Here is a 24180-nt window from a genome sequence, read left to right on the forward strand (position 1 = left end):
GGTGCTCGGTGCTGGGTGCGCGGCGCGCGCCGCTGCGTGCCCGATGCCGGGGGCCGGGGCCGCCCGCCGCACGGGACGGTCTCGCCCCGGCCAGGTCGGCCCAGGTCGGCCCGGCCGGCGGGGGCGCCGGAACGGGCCGGGGCGGGGCCGGTGTCCGGCCCCGCCCCGTACACCAGCCGGCGGTCCGGTCAGGCGTCGGCGGGCTCCGCCTTCCGGGCGGGCTTGGCCGCCTTGGGGCGGGCCTTGCGGGGGCGCTCGCCGGTGTCGCCCGTGAACTTCTCGTACTCCGCGAGGACCTCCTCCGTCGGCCCGTCCATGCGCAGTTCGCCGCGCTCCAGCCAGAGCGCGCGGTCGCAGGTGTCGCGGATGGTCTTGTTGTTGTGGCTGACCAGGAAGACCGTGCCGGCCTGTTCGCGCAGTTCCCGGATGCGGGCCTCCGACCGCTTGCGGAAGGACCGGTCGCCGGTGGCCAGCGCCTCGTCGATGAGCAGCACGTCGTGGTCCTTGGCGGCGGCGATGGAGAACCGCAGGCGGGCCGCCATGCCGGAGGAGTAGGTGCGCATCGGCAGGGTGATGAAGTCGCCCTTCTCGTTGATGCCGGAGAAGTCGACGATCTCCTGGTAGCGCGCCCGGATCTGCTCGCGGGACATGCCCATCGCGAGGCCGCCCAGGTGGACGTTGCGCTCCCCGGTGAGGTCGCTCATCAGCGCGGCGTTGACGCCGAGCAGGGAGGGCTGGCCGTCGGTGTAGATGCGGCCGTTCTCCACCGGCAGGAGCCCGGCGACGGCCTTGAGCAGGGTCGACTTGCCGGAGCCGTTGGAGCCGATCAGGCCGATGGCCTCGCCCCGGTACGCCACGAACGACACGTTGCGCACGGCGTGCACCCGGCGTACGCCGGCCGCCTTGCGGGCCTTCTCGCGGCGCAGGATGCGGTTCAGGGCGGCGGTGGCGGAGCCGCGTCCGGCGCCGGTGCCGTTGACCTCGTAGACGATGTCCACGCCGTCGGCGATCACGGTGGGGATCTTCTCGTCGGTGTGCTCAGCCACGGCCGTAGGTCTCCTCAGCCTTCCAGAAGTAGATGAACCCGGTCCCGCCGACGAGCAGGGCCCAGCCGAGCCCGAAGGCCCACACGTGCGGGGGCAGGTAGGAGGAACCGTAGTCGTCGATCAGGGCGAAGCGGACCAGGTCCATGTAGACGGCCGCCGGGTTCCACTGGAGTACGTCGGCCAGCCAGGTGGGCACGTTCTTGTCGGCGAGCATGGCCGGGATGCTGAACATCACGCCCGAGGCGTACATCCAGGTGCGCAGCACGAACGGCATCAGCTGCGCCAGGTCCGGCGTACGGCTGCCCAGCCGGGCGAAGATCAGCGCCAGGCCGGTGTTGAAGACGAACTGCAGCAGCAGCACCGGCGCCACCAGCAGCCAGGACCAGGACGGCAGGGAGCCGAACGCCATCACCACCACGACCAGCACGATCATGGAGAACAGCAGCTGCTGGAGCTGCTGGAGCGCGAACGACACCGGCAGGGAGGCCCGCGGGAAGTGCAGCGCCCGCACCAGCCCCAGGTTCCCGGAGATCGCCCGGACCCCGGCCAGCACCGAGCTCTGGGTGAACGTGAACACGAACACGCCGGTCACCAGGAACGGCACGTAGATCTCGCTGGGTATGCCCTTCCGGGCGCCCAGCAGCAGGCCGAAGATGAAGAAGTACACGGCCGCGTTCAGCAGCGGCGTCGCCACCTGCCACAGCTGGCCCAGCTTGGCCTGGCTGTACTGCGCCGTCACCTTCGCCTGGGAGAACGCCAGGATGAAGTGCCGCCGTCCCCACAGCTGCCGGACGTACTCGGGCAGCGACGGCCGGGCGCCGCTGACCGTGAGGCCGTGCCGGGCGGCCAGGGCCGCGAGGTCGTCCTCGCCGGCCGGGCGGCCCGGGGACGCGGGGGGCGGTGTGTGGAGGGCCTGACTCACATCCGCTGCTTTCGCTAGGGGGCGGGGGCGCGAGGGGCGACGCGTCGGGACGGCACCGTATCGTCGCCACGCGAGAGTAAGTCGAAGTCACGTCGCAACGCAACCGTATCGTCGTCACGCCCTATGCTGGTCCGCATGACGACGAACGCCCAGGAGCCCCAGCCGCGTCCGCGCCGCCGGGCCCCCGCCGGGGCCGCCGTCCTGCGGGAGGACGTGACGGAGGCGATCCGGTCCGCCGTCTTCGAGGAGCTGGCCGCCGTCGGCTACGCGCGGATGTCCATCGAGGGCATCGCCCGCCGCGCGGGCGTCGGCAAGACCGCGGTCTACCGCCGCTGGCGCTCCAAACTGCACCTCGTCCTCGACCTCGTCTCCGCGCTCGCCGTCCAGGGGCTGCCCGCCCCGGACACCGGCTCGCTGGAGGGCGACCTGCGCCTGCTGTACGAGGTCACCGCCCGTGCCCTGCGCCACCCCGTCGCCTCGCAGATCCTCCCGGACCTCCAGGCCGAGGCGGCCCGCAACCCGGAGATCGCCGAGGCCCTGCAGAAGGCGCTCCGGGAGGGTCAGGACGGCGTCGCCCGGGGCATCGTCACCGCGGCACAGCAGCGCGGCGAACTCGCCCCCGGCCTCGACCACGCCCTGGCCCTCGACCTCATCTCCGGCCCGCTGTACTGGCGCTCCGTCGTCATCCGGGGCCCGAAGCCGCCCAAGGGGTACCTGACGGCCCTGACCCGGGCCACGACGGCGGCACTGAAGGCCCTGTGACCCGGGCGGAAGGCCCTGTGACCCGGGCGGAAGGCCCTGTGCCCCGGGCGTCGAGAGCCCGCTGACGCGGAGGGCGGAGAGCGGCGGACGGCGCTCCCCGGCACGGCGGGCCCCGGCCACGGCACCACGGGCCCTCCCGGCACGGCGGGCCACCCCGGCCACGGCACCACGGGCCCTCCCCGGCCGCCCGCCCGGCTCACGGCCGCGGGCCGGGGCGGCCCCCGGCTCAGCCCCGCCCCGCCCCCGGATGGCGCAGGAGCCAGCCGTCCCAGGCCGACGTGATCATGTCGTCGACACCGAGGCGGGCCTTCCAGCCGAGTTCGGCGGCGGCCCGGTCCGCCGAGGCGACCACGCGCGGCGGGTCTCCGGGGCGGCGGGCGGTGACGACGGGGGCGGGACCGAGCCCGGTGAGCGCCGTGACGCGCTGGATCATCTCCCGGACCGAGACGCCTTCGCCGCGGCCGATGTTGAGGGTGAGGTCCCGGCCGGGGGAGGAGCGCAGGGCGCGGGCGGCGGCCACGTGCGCCTCGGCCAGGTCGACGACGTGGACGTAGTCGCGGACGCAGGTGCCGTCCGGTGTCGGGTAGTCGTCGCCGAAGACGCGCGGCGGTTCGTGCGCCGTCAGCCGCTCGAACACCATGGGGACGAGGTTGGACACCCCGGTGTCGGCCAGGTCCGGGCGGGCGGTGCCGGCCACGTTGAAGTAGCGCAGGCAGGCGGTGGACAGTCCGGCGGCCCGGCCGGCCGCACGGACCAGCCACTCGCCGGCCAGCTTGGTCTCCCCGTAGGGCGACACGGGTACGCAGGGCGTCTCCTCCGTCACCAGGTCCACGTCCGGCACGCCGTAGACGGCCGCCGAGGAGGACAGGACGAAGGACGGCACCCGGGCCGCCGTCACCGCGTCGAGCAGGACGCGCAGGCCCTCGACGTTCTCCCGGTAGTAGTGCAGGGGGCGCTCCAGCGACTCGGCGACCTGCTTCTTGGCCGCGAGGTGGACGACGCCGGTGACCTGGTGGCCGGTGAGGGTGCTCGCCACCCGCTCGCCGTCCAGGGTGGAGCCGACGACGAGCGGCACCCCGTCCGGCACGCGGTCCGCGAGACCGGTGGACAGGTCGTCGTAGACCACCGTCCGTTCCCCCGCCTCGGTCATCGCCCTCACGATGTGCGCCCCGATGTACCCGGCGCCACCGGTGATCAACCAGGTCATGTGCGGCCGTCCCCTCGTCGTTGGCCCGTGCTGGTGCGTGTCCCTGCGTCTGCGTCGGCGTCTGCGTGTGCGTGTGCGCGTCCGGCCGTCCGGGCGTGCGTCCGGCCGCCGGTCGCGGACCTCAGTGAACCAGGCGCCGCAGCCGCGCGCGGGTGACCGCGGCGAGTCCCTGCACCCCGGCCGCCACCCGCACGGCCAGGGACCCGGAGTGCGTGGCGTACGGCCGGACCAGCAGCACACCGTGCCGGCGGCTCGGCAGCACCCGGCGGTCCAGCAGGCCGGGGCCGTCGACCGCGTGCGCGGTGACCTCCCGGTCCGAGCCGTCCCGGAAGCGCAGGCGCAGCCGCAGGTCCCAGGCGCCGGGGCCGAGCGCGGCCAGCCGGCCCGGGCGGACGGCCGTCTCCGCGGTCCAGCCGCCGCCGGTGGACGCCCGCAGCGGCACGGTGCGCCGGACGGCCGCGCCCTCCGGCCCGCGGTGCCGCCACTCCACGTCCACCGCCAGCGCGCCCACCAGCTCCACCCGGCCGTACAGGTCGTGCAGGTGCAGCCGCAGCGTGCCGGACCGCGGGGCGAGGTGCAGCTCCGCGTCGACGGCGAGCGGGAGCAGGGCGACCGGCCGGGTCAGCAGCGCGTCCAGCGCGATGCCGGGCAGGTCGTCGGACCAGCAGGGCGTGCCGTCCGCGGTGCGCGCGTAGGGCGGGAGCAGCCGGGCCGGGCGGGCGGCCAGTTCCCGGAGGCGGGCGAGGTCGCGGGGCTCGGCGGAGGCCAGCAGCACGCGGCCGGTCAGCCGGCCCGGGGCGGCCGGATCGCGGTCCCAGTCGGCCGCGTCGAACCCGGACAGGAAGGCGCGGGTGTGCGCCCACCACGCGCGCCGGTGGGTGTCGTCCCACTGCGGCAGCTCCCGCACGGACCTGCGCAGGTCGTGGTCGAGGAAGCCGGCCCGCACCGCCCGGGCCAGGCGGGGCTGCCCGGCCTCCAGCAGGGTCGCGTGGGCCGTCCGGCACGCGGCGGTGCGGGCGCGCCACGCGTCCAGGCCGGCGGGGCCGGATCCGTCCGCGGGGCCGGCGGGGGAGGCCGCCGGGGCGGCGGGCAGCTGCCAGGTGTACACCCGGTCGGGAATCAGGGCCGTCCGCGGGCGCGCCGCCCACACGCGCGCGGTGAGGACGGCGTCCTCGTGGGTGAAGGGGCTCTCGGGGAAGCGGATGCCGTGGTCGCGGAGGAAGGCGGTGTCGTACAGCTTGTTGACGTACAGGGTGTCGTGGACCAGGCGCGGCTGCCGCGCGGGTTCGGGGAGCACGGCCGGTGCCGCGTACAGGGAGGGCAGCCACCGGCTCTCGCGGCCCGAGGGCAGGTCCCGCCGGACGCACAGGCCGCTCACGACGTGGGCGCCGGTCGTGGCCGCGGCGCGCAGCAGCGCCTCCACCGCGCCCGGCGGCAGGACGTCACCGCCGTCGAGGAACATCACGTACGGCGCGCCCACCGCGCCGAGGCCGGTGTCGCGCGGGGTGGCGGGAGGGGCGTGGTGGCGGACCACCCGCAGGCGCGGGTCGTCGGGCAGTCCGGCGCCGGCGGCCCCGGAGACGACGATCACCTCGCGCACGGCCGGTCCCTGGGCCAGCGCGGAGCGCACGGCGTCGGGCACGGGGGTGCCGTCGCGTCCCAGGACGACGACGGCGGCGGTGGCGGGCGCACCCGGCGAGGCGGGCGGGGCCGGCGAGGCGGGCGAAGCGGACGAGGCGGGACGCGGGTCGGAAGCCATGGGGTTCCTGAGGGGCTCGGGGCCGGTGGTGTGGGCGGGTTACCCGGCTCTTTCCCGGCCCGGGCCGTTTCGTACCCCTCGGGGACCGGTCAGGCGCCCTCGGCCGCCGCCGCGTCCAGGGCCGCGGTGAGGTCGTCGAGACGGGCCCGCAGGTCGCGGATCCCGTCGAGGTCGAAGCCGGTCGCCGCGGTGACCCGCTGCGGCACCCGCAGGGCCCGTTCGCGCAGGGCGGCACCCTCCTCGGTCGGCCGCACCTCCACCGAGCGCTCGTCGCGGGCGCTGCGTTCGCGCACCACCAGTCCGGCCGCCTCCAGCCGCTTGAGCAGCGGGGACAGGGTGCCCGAGTCGAGGCGCAGGTGGGCGCCGAGCTGCTTCACGGGCAGCGCGCCGTGCTCCCAGAGCACCAGCATCACCAGGTACTGCGGGTAGGTGAGCCCGAGGTCCTTGAGCACCACCCGGTAGACGCCGTTGAACGCCCGGGACGCGGCGTGCAGGGAGAAGCAGATCTGCTGGTCGAGGCGGAGCCAGTCGCCGTGCGGCGGGTCCGGGGCCGGGGTGCTCGGTGGGGAGGTCGCTGCCATGTCTCCAGGGTAGCTCCGGCCGTCATTCAATTGTGCGCAACTCAATTGTGTGCTCTACTTGTGGCCGTGAGGCGGCCGGAAGCACGCACGGACGGCCGCCCGGACCGGACCGGACCACCACCCAGGGAGGGTTTCTTCATGGACGCGCTCTACACCGCCGTCGCCACCGCCACCCACGGCCGGGACGGCCGTGCCGTCACCTCCGACGGCACGCTGGACGTCGCCCTCACCGCCCCCACCGAGCTGGGCGGCAGCGGCACGGGCACCAACCCCGAGCAGCTGTTCGCCGCCGGGTACGCGGCCTGCTTCGGCAGCGCCCTCGGTGTCGTCGGCCGGGCCGCCAAGGTCGACGTGAGCGAGGCCGCGGTGACCGCCGAGGTGGATCTCGGCAAGCAGGGCGAGGGCTTCGCGCTCGCGGTGACCCTGCGCGTCGAACTGCCCGACGGCCTCGACGAGGCGACCGGGCGCAAGCTGGTCGAGCAGGCCCACCAGGTCTGCCCCTACTCCAACGCCACCCGCGGCAACATCCCGGTGGACCTCGTCATCGAGTGACCCCCTGCGGGCCGCCGGGACCGCGCCACCCGCCCTCCGGCGCCCCGGCCCGAGCCGCGGGCCATGCCCGGACGTCCGTGACCCCCAATCCGTGGCCCGCGGTCCGTGACCCCAATCCGTGGCCCGCGGTCAGTGACCCCTGGTCCGTGACCCGCGGTCCCGGACCGGGGATCGCGGACCGCCGAGCCCCGGAACGCCGGCCCCCGGGCCGCGGATCAGCCGCCGACGCGGGCCAGCACCTCCCCCGTCCGGTGGCTCCACGTCACCACCACCGCCTCCGGGGGCGCCGGTGTGCCGGGCGACAGCAGCAGCCAGCGCACCCCCAGGCGGCGCACCACGGCGGCGCGCTCCTCGCGGGCCGAGCCGGGGTCGAGCACGACCCGGACCTCCGCCAGCCGCCGCTGCCGCTCCCGCTCGTCCAGGGCCGGGTCCGGCACGGCCGGGGCGGCCAGGTTCGCCCCGTAGCCGGGGAGCGTGAGCGCGGCCCGGGGGCCGTCCGCGACCACCACCTCGCCCCGCCCGATGTACCGCGCCGCCCACGTGTAGTCCGGCCAGCGCGGCGGCCGCACGGCACCCACCGGATCCAGCGCCCGCGGCACCACCGCACCGGCGTGCACGGTCAGCAGCCCCACGCAGAACCCCGCCGCCGCCGCCCCGCCCAGCACCCGCCGTCCCGCCGGCCACGGCCGCGGCGCCGCCAGCTCCACCGCGAGCGCGCACAGCGACGCCACCACGGCGAGCCCCAGCGCCCTGGCGCACGCGGGCCGGCCGTCCGTCCAGCCGTACGCCGCCACCGCCGCGCCCAGGACGGCCATCAGCACCAGCGGATCGCGCGGTCCGCCGCGCCGCACCCGCAGCCACAGCGCGGGCAGCGCCGGCAGCACCGGCCAGAACACCCCGGCGAGCCCCCGGTACAGATGCCGCTGCTCCCCGCCCGCACCCCGCCAGACCGCCGGGTCGAACACGTCGAAGTACGGCCACACCGCCGCCGCCGACAGCGCCACCCCCACCGTGAGGGCCCAGCGCGCGGCGACCGCGGGCCGCCACCCGCGCTGCCCGGCGGCGACCAGTGCCACCGCGCCCAGCCCCGCCGCCACCGCGGTCCCCGGATGGACCAGCAGGATCAGCCCGTACAGCAGGCCCAGGGCCGCCCACCCGGACGGCCCGCGCAGCCCGCTCGGCCCGACGTGGCGCACGGGATCCGCGTCACGTGCCCGTGCCCCGGTCAGCGCCCACGCCCAGAACGTCAGCCCGACGGCGAGCACCGACGGGTACGCCAGGGTCGCGGCCGGCGGCAGCAGCCCGGGGCCGTCGCTCCACCCCGCCCCCTCCGCGCCCCACAGCGCCGTCACCGCCACCAGTGCCAGGACCGGCGCCCAGCGGCGCGGCGTCAGCATCCGCACGAAGCGGCCCAGCCCCACGATCAGCACCAGCAGGTGCAGCGGCCCCGCCGGCCGGAGCACCTCCCGGCCGCCCAGCCCGGTCAGCTGGGCGGCGACAGCCTGGGCCAGGGAGAGGGGCGAGTAGGCCGGGCTGCCCGCACCCGGCAGGTCCGCCGTCGGGTGCCGCGGGTGCAGCAGGTCGTCCCGCAGGCGTTCCACGGCCGCCGCGTGCAGTCCGGCGTCGCAGCACAGCGGCACCGCCCAGAACGCCAAGGACAGTCCGGCCCAGCACAGCAGGCCGGCGAGCTGGTACGGCGTGGGCCGCCACGAGCGGCCGCCGCGCAGCGCCGTGGCCCCGGTCAGGGCACGCCGGACCAGGACCGCGGCGGTCACCGGCGGAGGCGGGTGGGTCGGGAGACGGGGGGCACCTGCCGTACCTTCCCGTCCGGCCCGGCCGCCTGACCCGTGCTCACCTCATCGGGTGAGGGTGAGGGTGAGGGGAGCGCCCCCGCCGCAGCGGCCGTGACGGGGCCACGAGGACGGGCGGCGGAGGCCCGGGGCCCGGCCCGGCCGCCCCGGGGGCCGCCGGGTGGGCGGGCGGCTCGGGGCCGGCCGGGACGGACCGGGGCGCACGGCGGCTTCCCCCGAGGGGCGGTCAGTGGTCGGCCGCGGCCACCAGCAGGGCGGGCCGCGGCCCGGGCACGTCCGCGCCCGGGACGGGGGCGGACGCCGTGGTGAGCGGGGCGCCGGCGCGCGCGGCGGCGGCCGACGGCACCGGGCGGCGCTCCCCGGGCGGCACGACCACCGGCAGGCCGTCCTCCCCGAACAGCACCCGGCGCACCACCCGCTCCGCCGCGTGGCCGTCGTCATGCGGGCAGAACCGGGCCCGGAACGCGGCGCGCAGCTCGTCCGAGCGGGAGCCGCGCCAGTGGCCGGTGGCGAAGATGTCGGCCAGCTCGTCCGCACTGCGGGCCACCGCGCCCGGCGGGAACGCGCACGGGTCGGCCACGGTGCCGCGGACCGCCTCGAACGCCTCCCGGTCGGGCACGTGCAGCACGATCGGGCGGTCCAGCCCGGCGTAGTCGGCCATCAGCGGCGCGTAGTCGGTCACCAGCACGTCCGAGGCCAGGCAGAGCGTCTCCAGGTGCGGGTGCCCGGAGACGTCCAGCACCCGGCCGGTGGCAGCGAGCGGCGGGGCGTCGTGGCCGGCGGGGGAGCGGTCCAGGATCACGAAGCGCGGACCGAGCCGGCGGGCCAGGCGCTCCAGGTCCAGCAGCGGTGCCCGGGAGCGGCGGTAGTCGCGGTCGGCCGGCGCGTGCAGGATCGCCACCGCGCCGTCCGGGACGCCGAGGGCGTCCCGCAGCCGGGCCACGTCCGCCGCGGTCGCCGTGTGGAGGCGGTCGGCGCGCGGCCTGCCGTACTCCAGCACGGTGTAGCCACCCGGGAGCGTCCGCTCGAAGGTCAGCGTGGAGTGGAGGTCGGCGGACACCAGGTAGTCCCACCGGCCGGCGTCCCGCAGCAGGGCCGCGAGGGCGGCCTCCGAGGCCGCCGCCGGGCGCTCCGCCAGGTCCAGGCCGGTGCGCGCGAACGGGGTCCCCTGCTGTGTCTGCACCAGCACCTGGCGCTTCCGCTTGACCAGGCGCGGGTCGAAGGCGGTGTCGCTCACCAGGTGGGCGGCGCGGGCCAGGGCCGTCCAGTAGGCGGCGGTGCCCGGTCCGAGGCGGCGCGCGCCCGGCGGGACGGTGTGCAGGTGCTCGGGCCGGGAGACCCAGGCGGTGCGGATGTGGGGCGCGAGGGAGCGGAACGCGGACTCCAGCGCGCCCGGGTCGCCGCCGTGCCCGTGCCCGTCCCCGGAGCTGAACACCGCGAGGTCGTCGCGCAGCGGGAGCAGCCGCTGGGTGCGGTAGTGCAGCCGCAGGCCGGCGCCGCGCAGCGCGCGCAGCAGCCGGCCGCCGCGCCGCACCGCACCCCGCCGCAGGGCCGAGGCCAGCCGCAGGGCCGCGTAGGTGCGGCGCAGGCCGAGACGGATCAGGGCGTGGTGCACACGGGCCCCGGCGGGGACGGAGGCGCCGGGCGTGCGGTGGCGGCGGTAGTGCGAGCGCGCCCGGCGCAGGAACGCGCCCCGCGCGCCGCGCGGCAGCCGGTCGCGGTGCGCGTACACGGCCGTCAGGTGGTCGACCATGCGGCGGAACAGGACCGGCCGCCAGCGCGCGAGTTCCGGCCGCTCGTCGAGGAACGCGAAGACCCGGTCGTACTGGTCGAACACGTCGAAGTGCCGTGCCCCGGCGGTACGCATGAGGCCGCCGACGCGCCGCTGCCGGTGGCGCACGCACACCCGGTCCAGGGTGGCGACCGTCCGCGCCGTCATCAGCACCGGGTACGTCCACGGCGCGTCCTGGTGGAGGCCGGGCGGGAACGCGAAGCCCTCCCGCTCGACGAACTCCCGCCGGTACGCCTTGTCCCAGGCCACCGGCGGCAGGTTCAGCAGCGCCGGCCGGTCCGCCGTCCGGAACGGCGCCGGGCCGCACTCGGTGAGCGGCCCGGCGGCGGCCCGGGCGCCGGGGGCCTGGCCGGACCAGTGGGTGCGCGCGTGGCCGTAGACCAGGACGTCCGGCTCGTCGGTCTCCTTCAGCCGGTCGGCGAGCGCGAGCAGAGCCTCCGGGGCGAGGGTGTCGTCACCGTCGAGGAACAGCAGGTAGTCACCGGTGGCGCGCTCGATCCCGGCGTTGCGGGCCGGGCCGGGGCCGGTGTTCTGCGCCAGGTGCACGGCCCTCACGCGCGGGTCGCGGGCGGCGAACGCGTCGATCAGGGCGCCGCACGCGTCGGGAGAGGCGTCGTCGACGGCGATCAGTTCGAGATCCGGGTACGACTGGGACAGCACCGAATCCAGGCACTCGGAGAGGTACGCCTGGACCCGGTACGCGGGGACAATGACACTGAACCTGGGCACGGGCCATCCAACGGTCGCTGCGGACGTTCGGCCCGGGAACGGCCGTTGGGCCGATGTGGTTACTGCCCGCTGCGGCATCCGGGGGAATCCGCTCACCCGAAGGGGCGGACCTTCGGCGGTCCGCCCCCCGGTGCGTCGCCGCGTGCGCTACTTCACCGCGCCCGCCATCACCCCGGAGACGAACTGCCGCTGGAAGGCGAAGAAGACCACCAGCGGGATCGCCATCGAGATGAACGCGCCCGGCGCCAGCACGTCGATGTTGTTGCCGAACTGCCGTACCTGCGTCTGCAGGGCGACCGTGATCGGCTGGCTCCCCGAGTCGGAGAAGATCAGCGCGACCAGCAGGTCGTTCCACACCCACAGGAACTGGAAGATGCCGAGCGAGGCGACCGCCGGACCGGCCAGCGGCATCACCACCCGGGCGAACAGGCGCAGTTCACCGGCGCCGTCCAGCCGGGCCGCCTCCAGCAGTTCCCTGGGGATCTCCGCGAAGAAGTTCCGCAGCAGGAACACCGCGAACGGCAGGCCGAAGCCCACGTGGAACAGGACCACGCCGATCACCGAGCCGAAGACGCCGATCCGGCCGAAGAGTTCGGCGATCGGGATCAGCGCCACCTGGACCGGCACGACGAGCAGCCCCACCACGGCGAGGAACCACCAGTCCCGGCCCGGGAACTCCATCCAGGCGAAGGCGTAGCCCGCCAGCGCGCCGATGACCACGACCAGCAGGGTCGCGGGCACCGTGATCAGCACCGTGTTGAGCAGGGAGTCGGTGATGTCGTCGTTGCTCAGCAGCGTCTCGTAGGCGCCGAAGGTGAGCTGGGAGGGCTCGGTGAACACCGTCCACCAGCCGCTGGAGGCCATGTCCCGGGGGGTGCGCAGACTGGCCAGCAGCAGTCCGACGGTGGGCACCAGCCAGAACAGCCCGACCACGATCAGGAAGACCCGCACCGCCCCGCCGCTCACCCACCGGGCGAGACGGGACCCCAGCGGCTCCCCGGCCGCGCGGGCGGGCTGCGGTGCGGGGGACGCCGTCACCGGTGGGTCGGCCTTCACGGTCATCGCCTGACCTCCCGCCGCAGTCTGCGTACGTTGAACCACATCACCGGGATCACCAGCAGCAGCAGGAACACCGCGATGGCGCTGGCGATGCCCGGCTGGTCGGCGGAGAAGCCCTGGCGGTAGAGCTCCAGCGCGAGGACGTTGGCGTCGTCCTGGGAGGAGCCGGGGGCGATGATGAAGACCAGGTCGAACACCTTCAGCACGTTGATCATCAAGGTGACGACCACCACCGCGAGCACGGGCGCCAGCATCGGCACCGTGATCCGCCGGAACACCTGCCACTCGTTGGCCCCGTCGACCCGGGCGGCCTCCAGCAGCTCCCGCGGCATCCCGGCGAGCCCGGCGGCGATCAGCACCATCGCGAAACCGGCCCACATCCAGATGTACGCGCCGATGATCGACGGGGTCACCAGCGCCGGGCCGAGCCAGTCCAGGCCGTTGTAGGGGGCCGCGAAGTTGCTCGCGGGCAGCCGCAGGTGCGCGCCGTCGGCCTGCGCGGACAGCGAGAACGTGCCGTCGGCGGCGGCCGTGGTGCTCTCCACCACCTCGCCGTCCCTGACCGCCTCGATCCGCATCCCCGGATAGCCCAGTTCCGAGGCGTCCACCTCGTTGAGGGTGCCGACGCCCTTGCCCCGGGTGAAGTCCTGCCAGGTCGTCCCGGTGATCCGGTCCGGCTCCGGCGTCGCCGCCACCGCCCTGACGGCGTCGTCCGGCATCATGTCCGGGGCCACGCCGACCAGCGGCAGGGCGACGACGTCTCCCGGGCTGACCGTCGCCGTGGTGATGAACGCGCCCCCGCCGGCCGGTTCCAGCGGCGACTCACGGCCCGGGTGCGCCTTGGGGAACGCGGAGGACTGCGCGAAGGTGTCGTGCACCCCGACCCACACCGCGTTGGCGACGCCCTTGTCCGGCTCCTGGTCGTACACCAGCCGGAAGATGATCCCGGCGGCCAGCATCGAGATCGCCATCGGCATGAAGACGACCAGCTTGAACGCCGTGCCCCAGCGGATGCGTTCGGTCAGCACCGCGAAGACCAGGCCCAACGCGGTGGCGACCGTCGGGGCGAACACCACCCAGATCACGTTGTTCTTCAGCGCCGTGCGGATGCCGTCGTCGGTGAACAGCGCCCGGTAGTTGTCGAGTCCGGCGAAGGCGTCACCGGACTGGTCGTAGAAGCTGCGGACGACGGAGTACCCGATCGGGTAGACCACGAGCGCACCGAGCAGGACCAGCGCGGGCAGCAGGAACAGCGCCGCGACGGTCCCGCGGGTGCCGGTGACGCTCCTGCGCGACCTGGGGGCGGCGGCGGGGGTCGCACCGGGCGCCCCCGCCGTCTTGACCGACGTCATGCCGGATCAGTTCCCGTACGCCGCGGCCGCGTCGGCCTCCAACTGCCGTTGGGTGCCGGCGATGTCCGAGGGGTCCTTCAGGAAGTCCTGCAGCGCCTTCCACTCGCCCTTGCCGGGCGTGCCGCCGAACGCCTGCGGCGCCTGGTCGGACATGTCGAAGCGGAAGTCGTCGCCCGCGTCGATCAGCGCCTGGGCCGTCCTGCGCTGCACGTCGTTGGGGTACGCCGAGTTGGGCACGTTCTTGTTCGGCGAGAGGTAGCCGCCCAGCTTCGCCTGGATGCTCGCCGCGTCCGGGGAGGCCAGGAACGTGACCAGGGCCTGCGCCGCCTCGGAGTCCTCCAGGACCACCGCCGCGTCGCCGCCGGACACCACGGGCGCGGTGTCACCGACCGCGGGGAACGGGAAGACCTTCGCGTCGGTGCCGATCTCGGCCTCGGTCTCGGCGATGTTGACCTGCACGAAGTCGCCCTCGTAGACCATGCCCGCCTCGGGCTGGTCGCCGCCGGTGAACGTCTGCGTCACGGAGGCCGGGAACTCGGTCTGCAGCGCGCCCGACGGGCCGCCCGCGACGTAGTCCTTCTTGCCCCAGATCTCCGCCAGGGTGGTCAGCGCGTCCTTCACGGACGGGTCGGTCCACTTGATCTCGTGCGCGGCGAGCTGGTCGTACTTCTCCGGCCCGGCCTGCGAGAGGTAGATGTTCTCGAACCAGTCGGTCAGCGTCCAGCCGTCCGCCCCGGCGACCGAGAACGGGGTGACCCCGGAGTCGTACACCGTCTGCGCGGTGGTGAGCAGCTCGTCCCAGGTCTTGGGCTCGCTCGCGCCCGCGTTCTCGAAGACCTGGGCGTTGTACCAGATCAGCGACTTGTTGGCGGCCTTGTAGTAGACGCCGTACTGCTCGCCGCCGACCGAGCCGATGTCCTGCCAGCCCTGCGCGTAGTTCTTGGCCAGCTCCGCCTTCGCCTCGGCGCCCAGCGGCTTGGCCCACTTCTTCTCCACCGCCTGCTTGATGGCGCCGGGCTGCGGCAGCATCGCCACGTCCGGCGGGGCACCGCCGGCGATCTTCGAGCCGAGGAAGTTGATGATCGGGTCCTGGGCGGGGACGAAGGTCACCTTCGCTCCGGTGCGCTTCTCGAACTCGGCGAGGACCTTCTTGAAGTTGGCCTGCTCGGCGCCGGTCCACACGGCGGCCACTTCCAGGGTCTGCCCGTCCAGCTTGGGGAGGGTGACGGTGGAGCCGGTCTCCTCGGCGCCGCCGCCCTGTTCGTCGTCGCCGTCGTCCCCGCCCCCGCACGCGGTGAGCGAGACCGCGAGCACCCCCGCCGCGAGGGCCGCCGCCGCCCTCGTGGAACGGCGGGCGCGGGAGGGTGTGGTGGGGTTTCCGGGCGACTTGCGTATGCCGCTGATCCTGCTCGTCCTGCGCATCACTGCCCCGTTCTTCGCAACCTCGAACGTCGAGCGTGTCCCGTGCGCTCTGGTCTACCCCCGGGGTCGGGGGGCGGCAAGAGTGCGTCCTGTGTCAAGTGGACGATCGTGACCGCGTCGTGACGGCCAACACCGGGGCCTGGTGCGGGAGTTACAGAAGTGACGGAACGTGGGACGCGGCGACCTCCCGGGCGGCCCGCTCCAACGCGCTGGCGAGCAGCGCCAGATCGGTGGGGCCGTTGCCGAGCTCCCGGACCGGGCGGCGGGCCGGGGGGTCGCCCATGCGGTGCCACTCCAGCGGGACCACGGTGGGACGCAGGGTCGCCGTCCGCGGGATCCGGCCCGTCACCCGCCCGGCCTGGAGCGAGGTCACCCGGCCGTCCGCCCGGGTGAGCCGGCCCCGGCCGGGCGACGGCTCGTCCGGGCCCGCGGCGGGCGCGTCGAGCGAGACGCGCAGCGTGGCCTGCTTCACCGGCTCGCTCGCCGCCGTACGGGGGCACGGCGCGGTGGCCGCGACCAGGTGCACGCCGAGGCGGTGACCGTCCCGCGCGACGGCCTCCAGCGCCCGCAGCACCGACCCGGCCGCGGGCCGGCCCGGGGAACCGAGCGCGGGGGACACCAGCGCGTCCAGGTCGTCGACGACCACCACCAGCCGGGGCAGGGGCGGCGCCGCGTCCGCCGCGCGCCGGGCCGAGCCCGGCCGGAGCCGGAGGGTGGTGCTGGGCGGGGCGTCCAGGTCGCCGTGGTCGGCGCCGGGGGAGGAGGCGGTGCGGGTGCGCTGGGCGACCATGCGGTCCGCCAGGGCCCGCCCGGTGTGCCACTCGGTGAAGTCGGAACGGCCGAGCAGTTCGGCCCGCCGTTTCAGCTCGGCGGTCAGCGACTGCGCGAACTCCCGCATCCGGACGGGGTCGTGCGCGGCGAGGTGGGTGGTGACGTGGGGGACGTCGGTGCACACGCCCAGGCCGTCCACGGGGCCGTCGCCCGCACCGCCCGTGCCCCGGCCGTCGACGAGCACGACGCCCAGCCGGTCGGGGCGTTCCGCGGCGGCCAGCGACGCGACGACGGCGCGCAGCGTCTCGGTGCGGCCGCTGCCGGAGGGTCCTTCGACCAGCAGGTGCGGGCCGTCGGCGGCGAGGTCGGCGACGACCGGGCCGCGGGTCCCGGCGCCCAGCACGGCCCTGGCCCGCCCCCCGAGCGCCTCCGTGTCGTCGGCGGCGTCCGCCCAACGGGCCATCAGCGAGGCGGGGGTGGCCCGGGCCAGCCCCAGCTCGTCGAGCAGCCGCGCGGACTGCGGCAGCGGCGCGGACACCCGGGTGTGCCGCTCACCGGCCGCGCCGTCCGGGCGCAGCGGGGCCAGGGCGCGGGCGAAGCGCTCCGCCCAGGCCGGGGAGACCGCGTCGACCGTGGCGAGCGTGCCGTGCCCGACCGGGCCGGGCACGGCGCCGGGCGTCGTCCCGGCCACCCGCAGCAGCCGCAGCGTGGTCGCCACGTCCCCGCAGAGCAGGGCGACCGCCCCGCACGCGCGGAACGCCGGCGCCACCGCGCAGGCCGCCTCGTACGTCTCGGCCAGCGGGGAGGTGGGGGAGGCGGCGGGCGCCTCGGCCAGGCACACCAGGTGGATCCCGGCCCGCGGTCCCTCCACGGCGAGCCGCGCGACGGCCTCGCGCACATCGGCGCCCCCGGGGTCGCCGTCCACGACGACCACCGTGAACGGGCCGGGGCCCTGCGTGCCGTCGGTGCCGCGGGCCCAGGACGGGCGGCGGCCGGCCTGCCCCGGGTCGGCGGGCGCCGGGGCGGGCGGCTGCCCGGCGGGCGGCGCGGCCGCCTGGTCGTGGTCGGCCAGCCGGCGCAGCAGTTCCCCGGTGCGGGCGGTGGCCTGTTCCCGGTCGTGGGCCAGTAGCAGCCGGCAGTCCTGCCCGTGGCCGGGGCGGACGTGCGGCAGCCAGCCCAGCCAGGCCCACTCGGCGGTGCGCTCCGGCAGCGGACGGGAGCGGTCCGCGGCGATCAGGACGATCTCCAGGACGTCCGGCGCGTGCAGGGCGGCGAGCTGGGCGAGCACCGCGCGGGCCAGCCCGGCGAGCCGCGCGCGCGGGCCGGCCAGGCCGAGGGCGCCCACCTCGCGCAGACCGGACGTCACGGGAACGGCGGGCAGCAGGACCGAGCCGTCGGGCGCCGGCCGGTCGGCCGTGCCGAGGCGCACCGCCAGCGCCTCCGGATGGTCCGGCCCGCGCTCCCACAGCCGGGGGCCGGGGCCCAGCGCGGTCAGCAGCAGGGTCGCCGGGTCGGGCCAGGTGTCGGGCGGGACGGGAGCGGCGGCCGGGTCCGGCGCGGGGGCGTCCGGGGCGTCGCCGTGGTCGTCGGCCTCCGGCGCGGGCGGCTCGGGGCGCTTCCCGGCCAGCCGGCGCGCCCAGGCGCCGAGGCCGCCCCGCCGGCGTCCGTCGGGGGGCGGGGGGAGGTCGGTGCCGCGCAGCGGCGTGGCCTTGCGGTGGGCGGCGGGGGAGTCCGGGCCGTCGGCGGGGTCCCCGGTGGCGTACGGCGGCGGGACGGGGGCCGGGCCGGGGCCTGCCGGGCCGTGCTCCCGCGGGGCGGGGAAGGGGACGGTCCCGTCCGTGGCGCCGTCCTCCGGGCGGTGGGCCGGGCCGGCCCCCGTGCCCTCCGCGGGCGGCATGGCGGCCGCGGCGTCGTCGGCCGGCCGGGGCCGGGAGACCCGCCGTCCCTTGGGCACCCTCGGCAGCTCGCCGCGCGGTGCCACGTGCAGCGTGCGGCCGCCGGGAGCCGGGGGACGCCGGGTGTCCCGCTGTTCGATGCCGGGCGCCGCGGCCTGCTCCGGCACCATCGGCGGCCCGGCCGGTTCCCGGCCGCCGTCCGCGGAGCCGTCGCCCCAGCGGGCCGTGCCCCGGCCGTGCTCCGTGGGCGCGTCCGGCGCCGTCGCGGAACCGGCGGGTCCGCCCGGGTCCGCTGCTGCTGCCGCTGCCGCTGCCGCTGCCGCCGCCGGCGCGGGCACGGACGCGGGGGCGGCCGTCCCGTCGGTGTCCCCGTGCGTGCGGGGACCGGGCACGCGCACGTGGCCCTCGCCGTCCGGGGTGGTCCCGGTCCGGGCGCCGGGCCCGGCCGCCGGGGTGAGCCTCAGACCGGACTCGCCGACCCGCAGGAGCGCGCCCGGGGCCAGCCGGACCGGACGGGGGCCGACCGGGCGGCCGTCCAGCGTGGTGCCGTTGGTGGAGCCGAGGTCGGCGACCTGGACCCGGCCGTCGGGCCCCACGGTCACCGCGCAGTGCAGGCGGGAGACGTCCGGGTCGTCGAGCGGTACGTCGGCGTCGGCGGAGCGGCCGATGCGGATCTCGCCGCCGTGCAGCAGGTGCACCCCGCCCGCGTCGGGGCCGGCGACGACGTGCAGCCGGGTCGGGGCCTCGTCCAGCTCCGGGTGCGCCTCTGGCTCGCCGGGGGCGCCCACGGCCAGCACGGCGCCGTCGATCAGCGGCGGCTCGCCGAGCGTGCAGCGCTGGGCGTCCAGCCGGTGTCCGCCCGCGTACAGCACGGGGGTGCCCGAGGATCCGGAGCCCTCGGGGCCCGTCACCGCCGAGGCGAGGGCGGAGGCGACCGCGGCCAGGGCGGTGCCCGCGGGCGCCGTCACCAGCACGTCGCAGCTCGCGGCCCGGTCCCGCGCGGGGGAGGAGGATCCCGACGGGTCTACGACGGTCAGCCGGATCTGCATCGCCGTCAGCGGTCCCTTCTGCGCGGGCGCTCGCGACACGGGAGGACGAAAGCCGGTCCCGCGGTCCCCCACCGCGGACTTCCCCCACCGCCACACGCGCACGTACGGCCAGTTCTCCCGGCATCCTCGCACCTGCCACCGACAACGCGCCCGCCCCCCGCCTGCGAATGATCTTGATTGGTCGGCTCTGCCCCCAAAAATGCCTGACCAGTGACGCGCGGATGATCGTTCGGCGCCGACTTGAGATCGGTCACGTCCGCCCCGCGGCAACCAACGGACCATGTCGCACGTCTTTCCCCCGAACCTTCGAACGCCGGCGGGGACCGGCGCGTAAGGACCCACGAGGAGACGACGCAGAAAGTCGGCAGGCCGGTGCCCGGCGTGGCGGCACTACAGTGGGTCGGAACATTCCGTAGCACGGTGGACCACGGTGTACGCCAAGCAAGCAGCAGGGAGCATGACGTGCGGCCGGTAGGCAGCAAGTACCTGCTCGAGGAGCCGCTGGGACGCGGCGCCACGGGCACCGTCTGGCGAGCGCGCCAGCGGGAGACCGCGGGCGCCGAGGCGGCCGTGCCCGGACAGCCCGGCGAGACCGTCGCGATCAAGGTCCTCAAGGAGGAGCTGGCGAACGACGCGGACGTCGTGATGCGCTTCCTGCGGGAGCGCAACGTGCTGCTGCGGCTGACCCACCCGAACATCGTCCGGGTCCGCGACCTGGTCGTCGAGGGCGATCTGCTGGCCCTGGTCATGGACCTCGTCGAGGGCCCCGACCTGCACCGCTACCTCCGCGAGAACGGCCCGTTCACCCCGGTCGCCGCCGCGCTGCTGACGGCCCAGATCGCCGACGCGCTCGGCGCCAGCCACGCCGACGGCGTGGTGCACCGCGACCTGAAGCCCGCCAACGTGCTGCTCAAGCAGGACGGCGGCGAGATGCACCCGATGCTGACCGACTTCGGCATCGCCCGCCTCGCCGACTCCCCGGGGCTGACCCGCACCCACGAGTTCGTCGGCACGCCCGCCTACATCGCCCCCGAGTCCGCCGAGGGCCGTCCGCAGACCTCCGCCGTCGACATCTACGGCGCCGGCATCCTGCTGTACGAGCTGGTCACCGGCCGGCCGCCGTTCTCCGGCGGCTCCGCCCTGGAGGTGCTGCACCAGCACCTCAGCGCCGAACCGCGCCGCCCCTCCACCGTCCCGGACCCGCTGTGGACGGTCATCGAGCGCTGCCTGCGCAAGGACCCGGAGCAGCGGCCCAGCGCCGAGAACCTGGCCCGCGGCCTGCGCGTCGTCGCCGACGGCATCGGGGTGCACGCCAACTCCGCGCAGATCGGCGCCGCGGAGAACGTCGGCGTCCTGCTGATGCCGGACCCGGCGCCCGCCCAGGTACCCGGCACGCCCGGCACCCCCGGCGCCTCCGACCCCACCCAGGTGCTGCCGCACACCGCGGGGAACTACGACCCCAACGGCGCCACCAGCGTCCTGCCGCACACCGGCGCCCCGGGCGCGGCGGACCCCACGGCGGTCATGCCCCCGGTTCCCCAGGGCCCGCCCGGCGGGAACGGCCAGGGCGGCGGCCCCGAGGACCCCCACCCCTGGCAGAACCAGCTGCGCGCCGCCCGCGACCGCAACGAGCAGACGCAGGTCCAGTACCTGGACCCGGGCGAGGACCCGCTGCGCCGCCGCCCCCAGCGGCAGGTCGCCCGGCCCCAGCAGCCGCCGCCCCAGCAGCCGCCCCAGCGCCGGCCGCAGCCCCAGCAGGGGCCCGGCTACGGGCACCCGCAGCAGCACCGCCCGCAGCAGTACGCCCCGCCGCCGCCCCCGCCCCAGCCCCAGCCGCAGCGCTACGCACCGGCCCCGGAGCCGCAGCGGCCGCCGCGCGAGCCCCGGCAGCGGCAGCGCAGCGCCAACCCGATGCGCATCCCCGGGCTCGGCTGCCTGAAGGGCTGCCTGTTCACGCTCGTCATCCTGTTCGTCGCGGGCTGGCTGATCTGGGAGCTGACCCCGCTGCAGGACTGGATCGGCACCGGCAAGGGCTACTGGGCCCAGCTGACCGACTGGTTCAGCACGGCCGCGGACTGGGTCCAGGACCTGGGCAGCGGGTCGGACGGGGGCACGGGCACCCCCTGACGGACGGGTGACCGGGGCGCGGTCGGACTGCCCGGGGGTCCCGGGCGCGCGGACGCGGGCACGCGCGGACGCGGGCACGCGCGGACGCGGGCACGGCCGGGCGCCGGGAGCACGGCTGAAGCGTCCCAGGGCGGCCGGGGGCGGCAGGGCACGGCCGGCGGGCTCCGCCGGCTGTGGGGCTCCGGCGGCCGTCTGCCTTCTCCGGCCGCCGGGTTCCTCCGGCCGTCTGCCGTCTCCGGCCGTCTGCTTCCTCCGACCGTCTGCTTCCTTCCGGCCGTCGGGTGTCCGGGTTCAGTGGGCCCGCCGGGGGCCGCGCTCGCGCTGCCTCCGGTGCCCTGGCGCCCGGGTGCCAGGGCACCGGTCCCGTGAGGCGTCCGGTCCGCCGGGGCGGAGGCGTTCCGCCTGTCCGCCGGGACGGGACGATCTGCCGGAAGGGGGCGCTCCGCCGCGCCCCGGCCGGCCCCGCGGCCGGATTCCGACCCCCGGTCCTCGCCCCCGATCGCGTCCGAGGCGCACCGAGCCTGCCGATTTGTCGACACCCGGCGGGTGATTTCCGGCTCCGCCGTGAAGGTTGCCTCCCCGGACGCGTAGCTTTGGCGACAACACGCGTCGGTAGGAGCAGTCTTGGCACGGAAGATCGGCAGCCGGTACACCGCCCACCAGATCCTCGGGCGGGGCAGCGCCGGCACGGTGTGGCTGGGTGAGGGGCCCGAGGGGCCGGTGGCCATCAAGCTGCTGCGCGAGGACCTCTCCTCCGACGAGGAACTCGTCGGACGGTTCGTGCAGGAGCGGACGGCGCTGCTCGGCCTGGAGCACCCGCACGTGGTCTCGGTGCGCGACCTGGTGGTCGACGGCAACGACCTCGCGCTGGTCATGGATCTGGTCCGGGGCACCGACCTGCGCACCCGTCTCGACCGGGAGCGCAGGCTCGCCCCCGAGGCGGCCGTGGCGATCGTCGCGGACGTCGCCGACGGGCTGGCGGCCGCGCACGCCGCCGGCGTCGTGCACCGCGACGTCAAGCCGGAGAACGTCCTGCTGGACATGCAGGGCCCGCTCGGCCCCGGCGGCTCGCACCGCGCCCTGCTCACCGACTTCGGCGTGGCCAAGCTGATCGACACTCCCCGCCGCACCCGCGCCACGAAGATCATCGGAACGCCGGACTACCTGGCCCCGGAGATCGTCGAGGGCCTGCCGCCGCGCGCCTCCGTCGACATCTACGCCCTGGCCACGGTCCTGTACGAGCTGCTGGCGGGCTTCACGCCGTTCGGCGGCGGGCACCCGGGCGCGGTGCTGCGCCGGCACGTCACCGAGACGGTCGTCCCGCTGCCCGGGATCCCGGACGAGCTGTGGCAGCTGCTGGTGCAGTGCCTGGCGAAGGCCCCCGCCTCCCGGCTGCGCGCCTCCGAGCTCGGGTCCCGGCTGCGCGAACTGCTCCCGCTGCTGGCCGGCATGCCCCCGCTCGACGTGGACGAGCCGGGCACCGAACCGGCCGAGGAAGCACCGCAGGACGCCGCCGCCCCCGCCGCCCCGGCCCCCGGGCAGCCGGTGCGCCGCCGGGGCGCGGTGCCGCTGGTGCCGGGCGCCAAGCCCGCCGACTCCAACCGCGACACCCACACGTCGATGCGCGTCCCGGCCCCCGACGAACTGGCCGGCGGCGCCCACGGCACGGCCCGCGCGCCCCGGGCGGCCGGTGCCCCGCGCCCCGGCTCGGCCCGCAACCGCGCGGTCGCCCGGCGCCGCCGCCTCACCCTGGCCGCCGCGGCGGTGGCGCTGGCCGCGGCCCTCGGGGTCGGCGCCTGGCTGGCCGTGGCGGACGACGACACCACCACCCCCGAGGACACCCGGAACTCGGCCCCCTCGACGCCCTGACCGGCGCTCCGACGGCCCTCGCTGCCCCGCGGAGCGCCGCGGCGGGCCCGGCGCCGCCCCGCGGGGCCGTACAGGACCCTCGCCGATCCGGCGGCCGCCCCCGCCCTGCTCCGGACCGCCCCCGGCACCGCTCCGAGCTGCCCGCGAGCCTCCCGGGGCCGTCCCCGGACCCGCTCGGAGCCGCCCCCGAGGCGTCCCCGAGCCGTCCCCAGCCCGTCCGGCCCCGGCCCCGGCCCGGGTTCCGCCCGCCCCGGCCGCCTGCGGGCCGGGCCGCGGGCCGGGCGGTGCCGTGCCCGGCATGGGCCGGGCGGCGGAACCGTTACGCTGGAGGGCGTGGCAGTCGTCGATGTATCCGAAGAGCTGAAGTCCCTCTCCTCGACCATGGAGTCGATCGAGGCCGTCCTGGACCTCGACAGGATGAGGGCAGATATCGCCGTGCTCGAGGAGCAGGCGGCCGCGCCGTCCCTGTGGGACGACCCGGACGAGGCGCAGAAGATCACCAGCAAGCTCTCCCACCTCCAGGCCGAGGTCAGGAAGGCGGAGGCGCTGCGCAGCCGGATCGACGATCTCGGTGTGCTCTTCGAGATGGCCGAGGAGGAGGACGACCCGGACACCCGCGCCGAGGCCGAGTCCGAGCTGGAGGCCGTCCGCAAGGCGCTGGACGAGATGGAGGTCCGCACCCTCCTGTCCGGCGAGTACGACGCCCGTGAGGCCCTGGTCAACATCCGCGCCGAGGCCGGCGGCGTCGACGCCGCCGACTTCGCCGAGAAGCTCCAGCGCATGTACCTGCGCTGGGCCGAGCAGCACGGCTACAAGACGGAGATCTACGAGACGTCGTACGCCGAGGAGGCCGGCATCAAGTCGACCACCTTCGCCGTGCAGGCGCCCTACGCCTACGGCACGCTCTCCGTCGAGCAGGGCACGCACCGCCTGGTGCGCATCTCGCCCTTCGACAACCAGGGCCGCCGCCAGACCTCGTTCGCCGGCGTCGAGGTGCTCCCGGTCGTCGAGCAGTCCGACCACGTCGACATCGACGAGTCCGAGCTGCGCGTGGACGTCTACCGGTCGTCCGGCCCCGGCGGCCAGGGCGTGAACACCACCGACTCCGCGGTGCGCATCACGCACATCCCCACCGGCATCGTGGTCTCCTGCCAGAACGAGCGGTCCCAGATCCAGAACCGCGCCACCGCCATGAACGTCCTCCAGGCCAAGCTGCTGGAGCGGCGCCGCCAGGAGGAGCAGGCCAAGATGGACGCCCTCAAGGGCGACGGCGGCAACTCCTGGGGCAACCAGATGCGTTCGTACGTGCTGCACCCCTACCAGATGGTCAAGGACCTGCGCACCGAGCACGAGGTCGGCAACCCGGACTCCGTGTTCAACGGTGAGATCGACGGCTTCCTGGAGGCCGGGATTCGCTGGCGCAAGCAGCGGGAGAAGTAGGGACCCGCGCCTCTGAGCGCTTTGTCGACATGGCA

Annotated in this window: 16 protein-coding genes; 5 read left to right on the forward strand and 11 right to left on the reverse strand. The window is 76.1% G+C overall.

Features of this window, described 5'->3' with window-relative positions:
- Positions 1-188 precede the first annotated feature (188 nt).
- Positions 189-1046, reverse strand: coding sequence for an ABC transporter ATP-binding protein (locus ACSU53_RS19075; protein ID WP_437029324.1), 858 nt, complete (start codon positions 1044-1046; stop codon positions 189-191).
- Positions 1039-1968, reverse strand: coding sequence for an ABC transporter permease (locus ACSU53_RS19080; protein WP_437029327.1), 930 nt, complete (start codon positions 1966-1968; stop codon positions 1039-1041). Before ACSU53_RS19080 ends, ACSU53_RS19075 begins: the two co-directional genes overlap by 8 nt.
- Before the next feature lie 123 nt (positions 1969-2091).
- On the opposite strand from ACSU53_RS19080, the gene ACSU53_RS19085 reads away from it, so the two are divergent.
- Entirely contained in the window at positions 2092-2730 is a 639-nt protein-coding gene (locus ACSU53_RS19085; protein WP_437029328.1) for a TetR/AcrR family transcriptional regulator, read from the forward strand.
- A 226-nt stretch (positions 2731-2956) separates the two neighbouring features.
- Here the strand turns inward: ACSU53_RS19085 and galE are convergent, their stop codons facing one another.
- The 3 genes from galE to ACSU53_RS19100 all read right to left on the reverse strand — a co-directional run bounded on the left by galE (position 2957) and on the right by ACSU53_RS19100 (position 6277).
- Complete coding sequence (gene galE / locus ACSU53_RS19090; protein WP_437029330.1) at positions 2957-3937, reverse strand: UDP-glucose 4-epimerase GalE; 981 nt, start codon at positions 3935-3937, stop codon at positions 2957-2959.
- Positions 3938-4058: 121 nt separating this feature from the next.
- The gene (locus ACSU53_RS19095; RefSeq protein WP_437029332.1) at positions 4059-5696 is read right to left on the reverse strand and encodes a glycosyltransferase family 2 protein; all 1638 of its coding nucleotides are present in this window, start codon (positions 5694-5696) and stop codon (positions 4059-4061) included.
- Between the two features lie 89 nt (positions 5697-5785).
- Positions 5786-6277 carry a MarR family winged helix-turn-helix transcriptional regulator gene (locus tag ACSU53_RS19100; RefSeq protein ID WP_437029334.1) on the reverse strand — a complete coding sequence of 164 codons (492 nt, stop codon included), beginning with the start codon at positions 6275-6277 and terminating at the stop codon, positions 5786-5788.
- 138 nt (positions 6278-6415) lie between these two features.
- On the opposite strand from ACSU53_RS19100, the gene ACSU53_RS19105 reads away from it, so the two are divergent.
- A complete protein-coding gene (locus ACSU53_RS19105; RefSeq protein ID WP_437029336.1) occupies positions 6416-6829 on the forward strand; it encodes an organic hydroperoxide resistance protein in 414 nt (137 codons plus the stop codon).
- 215 nt (positions 6830-7044) lie between these two features.
- Here the strand turns inward: ACSU53_RS19105 and ACSU53_RS19110 are convergent, their stop codons facing one another.
- From ACSU53_RS19110 to ACSU53_RS19135, 6 genes are all read right to left on the reverse strand, one after another.
- A complete protein-coding gene (locus ACSU53_RS19110; RefSeq protein WP_437029338.1) occupies positions 7045-8604 on the reverse strand; it encodes a hypothetical protein in 1560 nt (519 codons plus the stop codon).
- A gap of 262 nt (positions 8605-8866) precedes the next feature.
- Positions 8867-11161 carry a bifunctional glycosyltransferase/CDP-glycerol:glycerophosphate glycerophosphotransferase gene (locus tag ACSU53_RS19115; RefSeq protein ID WP_437029340.1) on the reverse strand — a complete coding sequence of 765 codons (2295 nt, stop codon included), beginning with the start codon at positions 11159-11161 and terminating at the stop codon, positions 8867-8869.
- Positions 11162-11308: 147 nt separating this feature from the next.
- The gene (locus tag ACSU53_RS19120) at positions 11309-12223 is read right to left on the reverse strand and encodes a carbohydrate ABC transporter permease (protein WP_437029342.1); all 915 of its coding nucleotides are present in this window, start codon (positions 12221-12223) and stop codon (positions 11309-11311) included.
- Positions 12220-13572 carry a carbohydrate ABC transporter permease gene (locus tag ACSU53_RS19125; protein ID WP_437029344.1) on the reverse strand — a complete coding sequence of 451 codons (1353 nt, stop codon included), beginning with the start codon at positions 13570-13572 and terminating at the stop codon, positions 12220-12222. The genes ACSU53_RS19120 and ACSU53_RS19125 overlap by 4 nt, the downstream gene beginning before the upstream one ends.
- A 6-nt stretch (positions 13573-13578) precedes the next feature.
- A complete protein-coding gene (locus tag ACSU53_RS19130) occupies positions 13579-14994 on the reverse strand; it encodes an ABC transporter substrate-binding protein (protein WP_437029346.1) in 1416 nt (471 codons plus the stop codon).
- A 151-nt stretch (positions 14995-15145) separates the two neighbouring features.
- Positions 15146-18709, reverse strand: coding sequence for an FHA domain-containing protein (locus ACSU53_RS19135; RefSeq protein ID WP_437033284.1), 3564 nt, complete (start codon positions 18707-18709; stop codon positions 15146-15148).
- Between the two features lie 462 nt (positions 18710-19171).
- Between ACSU53_RS19135 and ACSU53_RS19140 the strand changes: the two genes are divergently transcribed.
- The 3 genes from ACSU53_RS19140 (at position 19172) to prfB (ending at position 24145) form a co-directional block, all read left to right on the forward strand.
- Positions 19172-20836, forward strand: a complete 1665-nt coding sequence (locus ACSU53_RS19140; protein ID WP_437029348.1) for a serine/threonine-protein kinase — start codon at positions 19172-19174, stop codon at positions 20834-20836.
- A gap of 624 nt (positions 20837-21460) precedes the next feature.
- Positions 21461-22705: a serine/threonine-protein kinase gene (locus ACSU53_RS19145; protein ID WP_437029349.1), complete on the forward strand. Its 1245-nt coding sequence runs from the start codon at positions 21461-21463 to the stop codon at positions 22703-22705.
- 333 nt (positions 22706-23038) lie between these two features.
- Positions 23039-24145: a peptide chain release factor 2 gene (gene prfB / locus ACSU53_RS19150; RefSeq protein WP_437029351.1), complete on the forward strand. Its 1107-nt coding sequence runs from the start codon at positions 23039-23041 to the stop codon at positions 24143-24145.
- Positions 24146-24180: the final 35 nt, after the last annotated feature.

Origin of the sequence: Streptomyces sp. enrichment culture, assembly GCF_964273255.1 — a bacterium.
GTDB lineage: Bacteria > Actinomycetota > Actinomycetes > Streptomycetales > Streptomycetaceae > Streptomyces.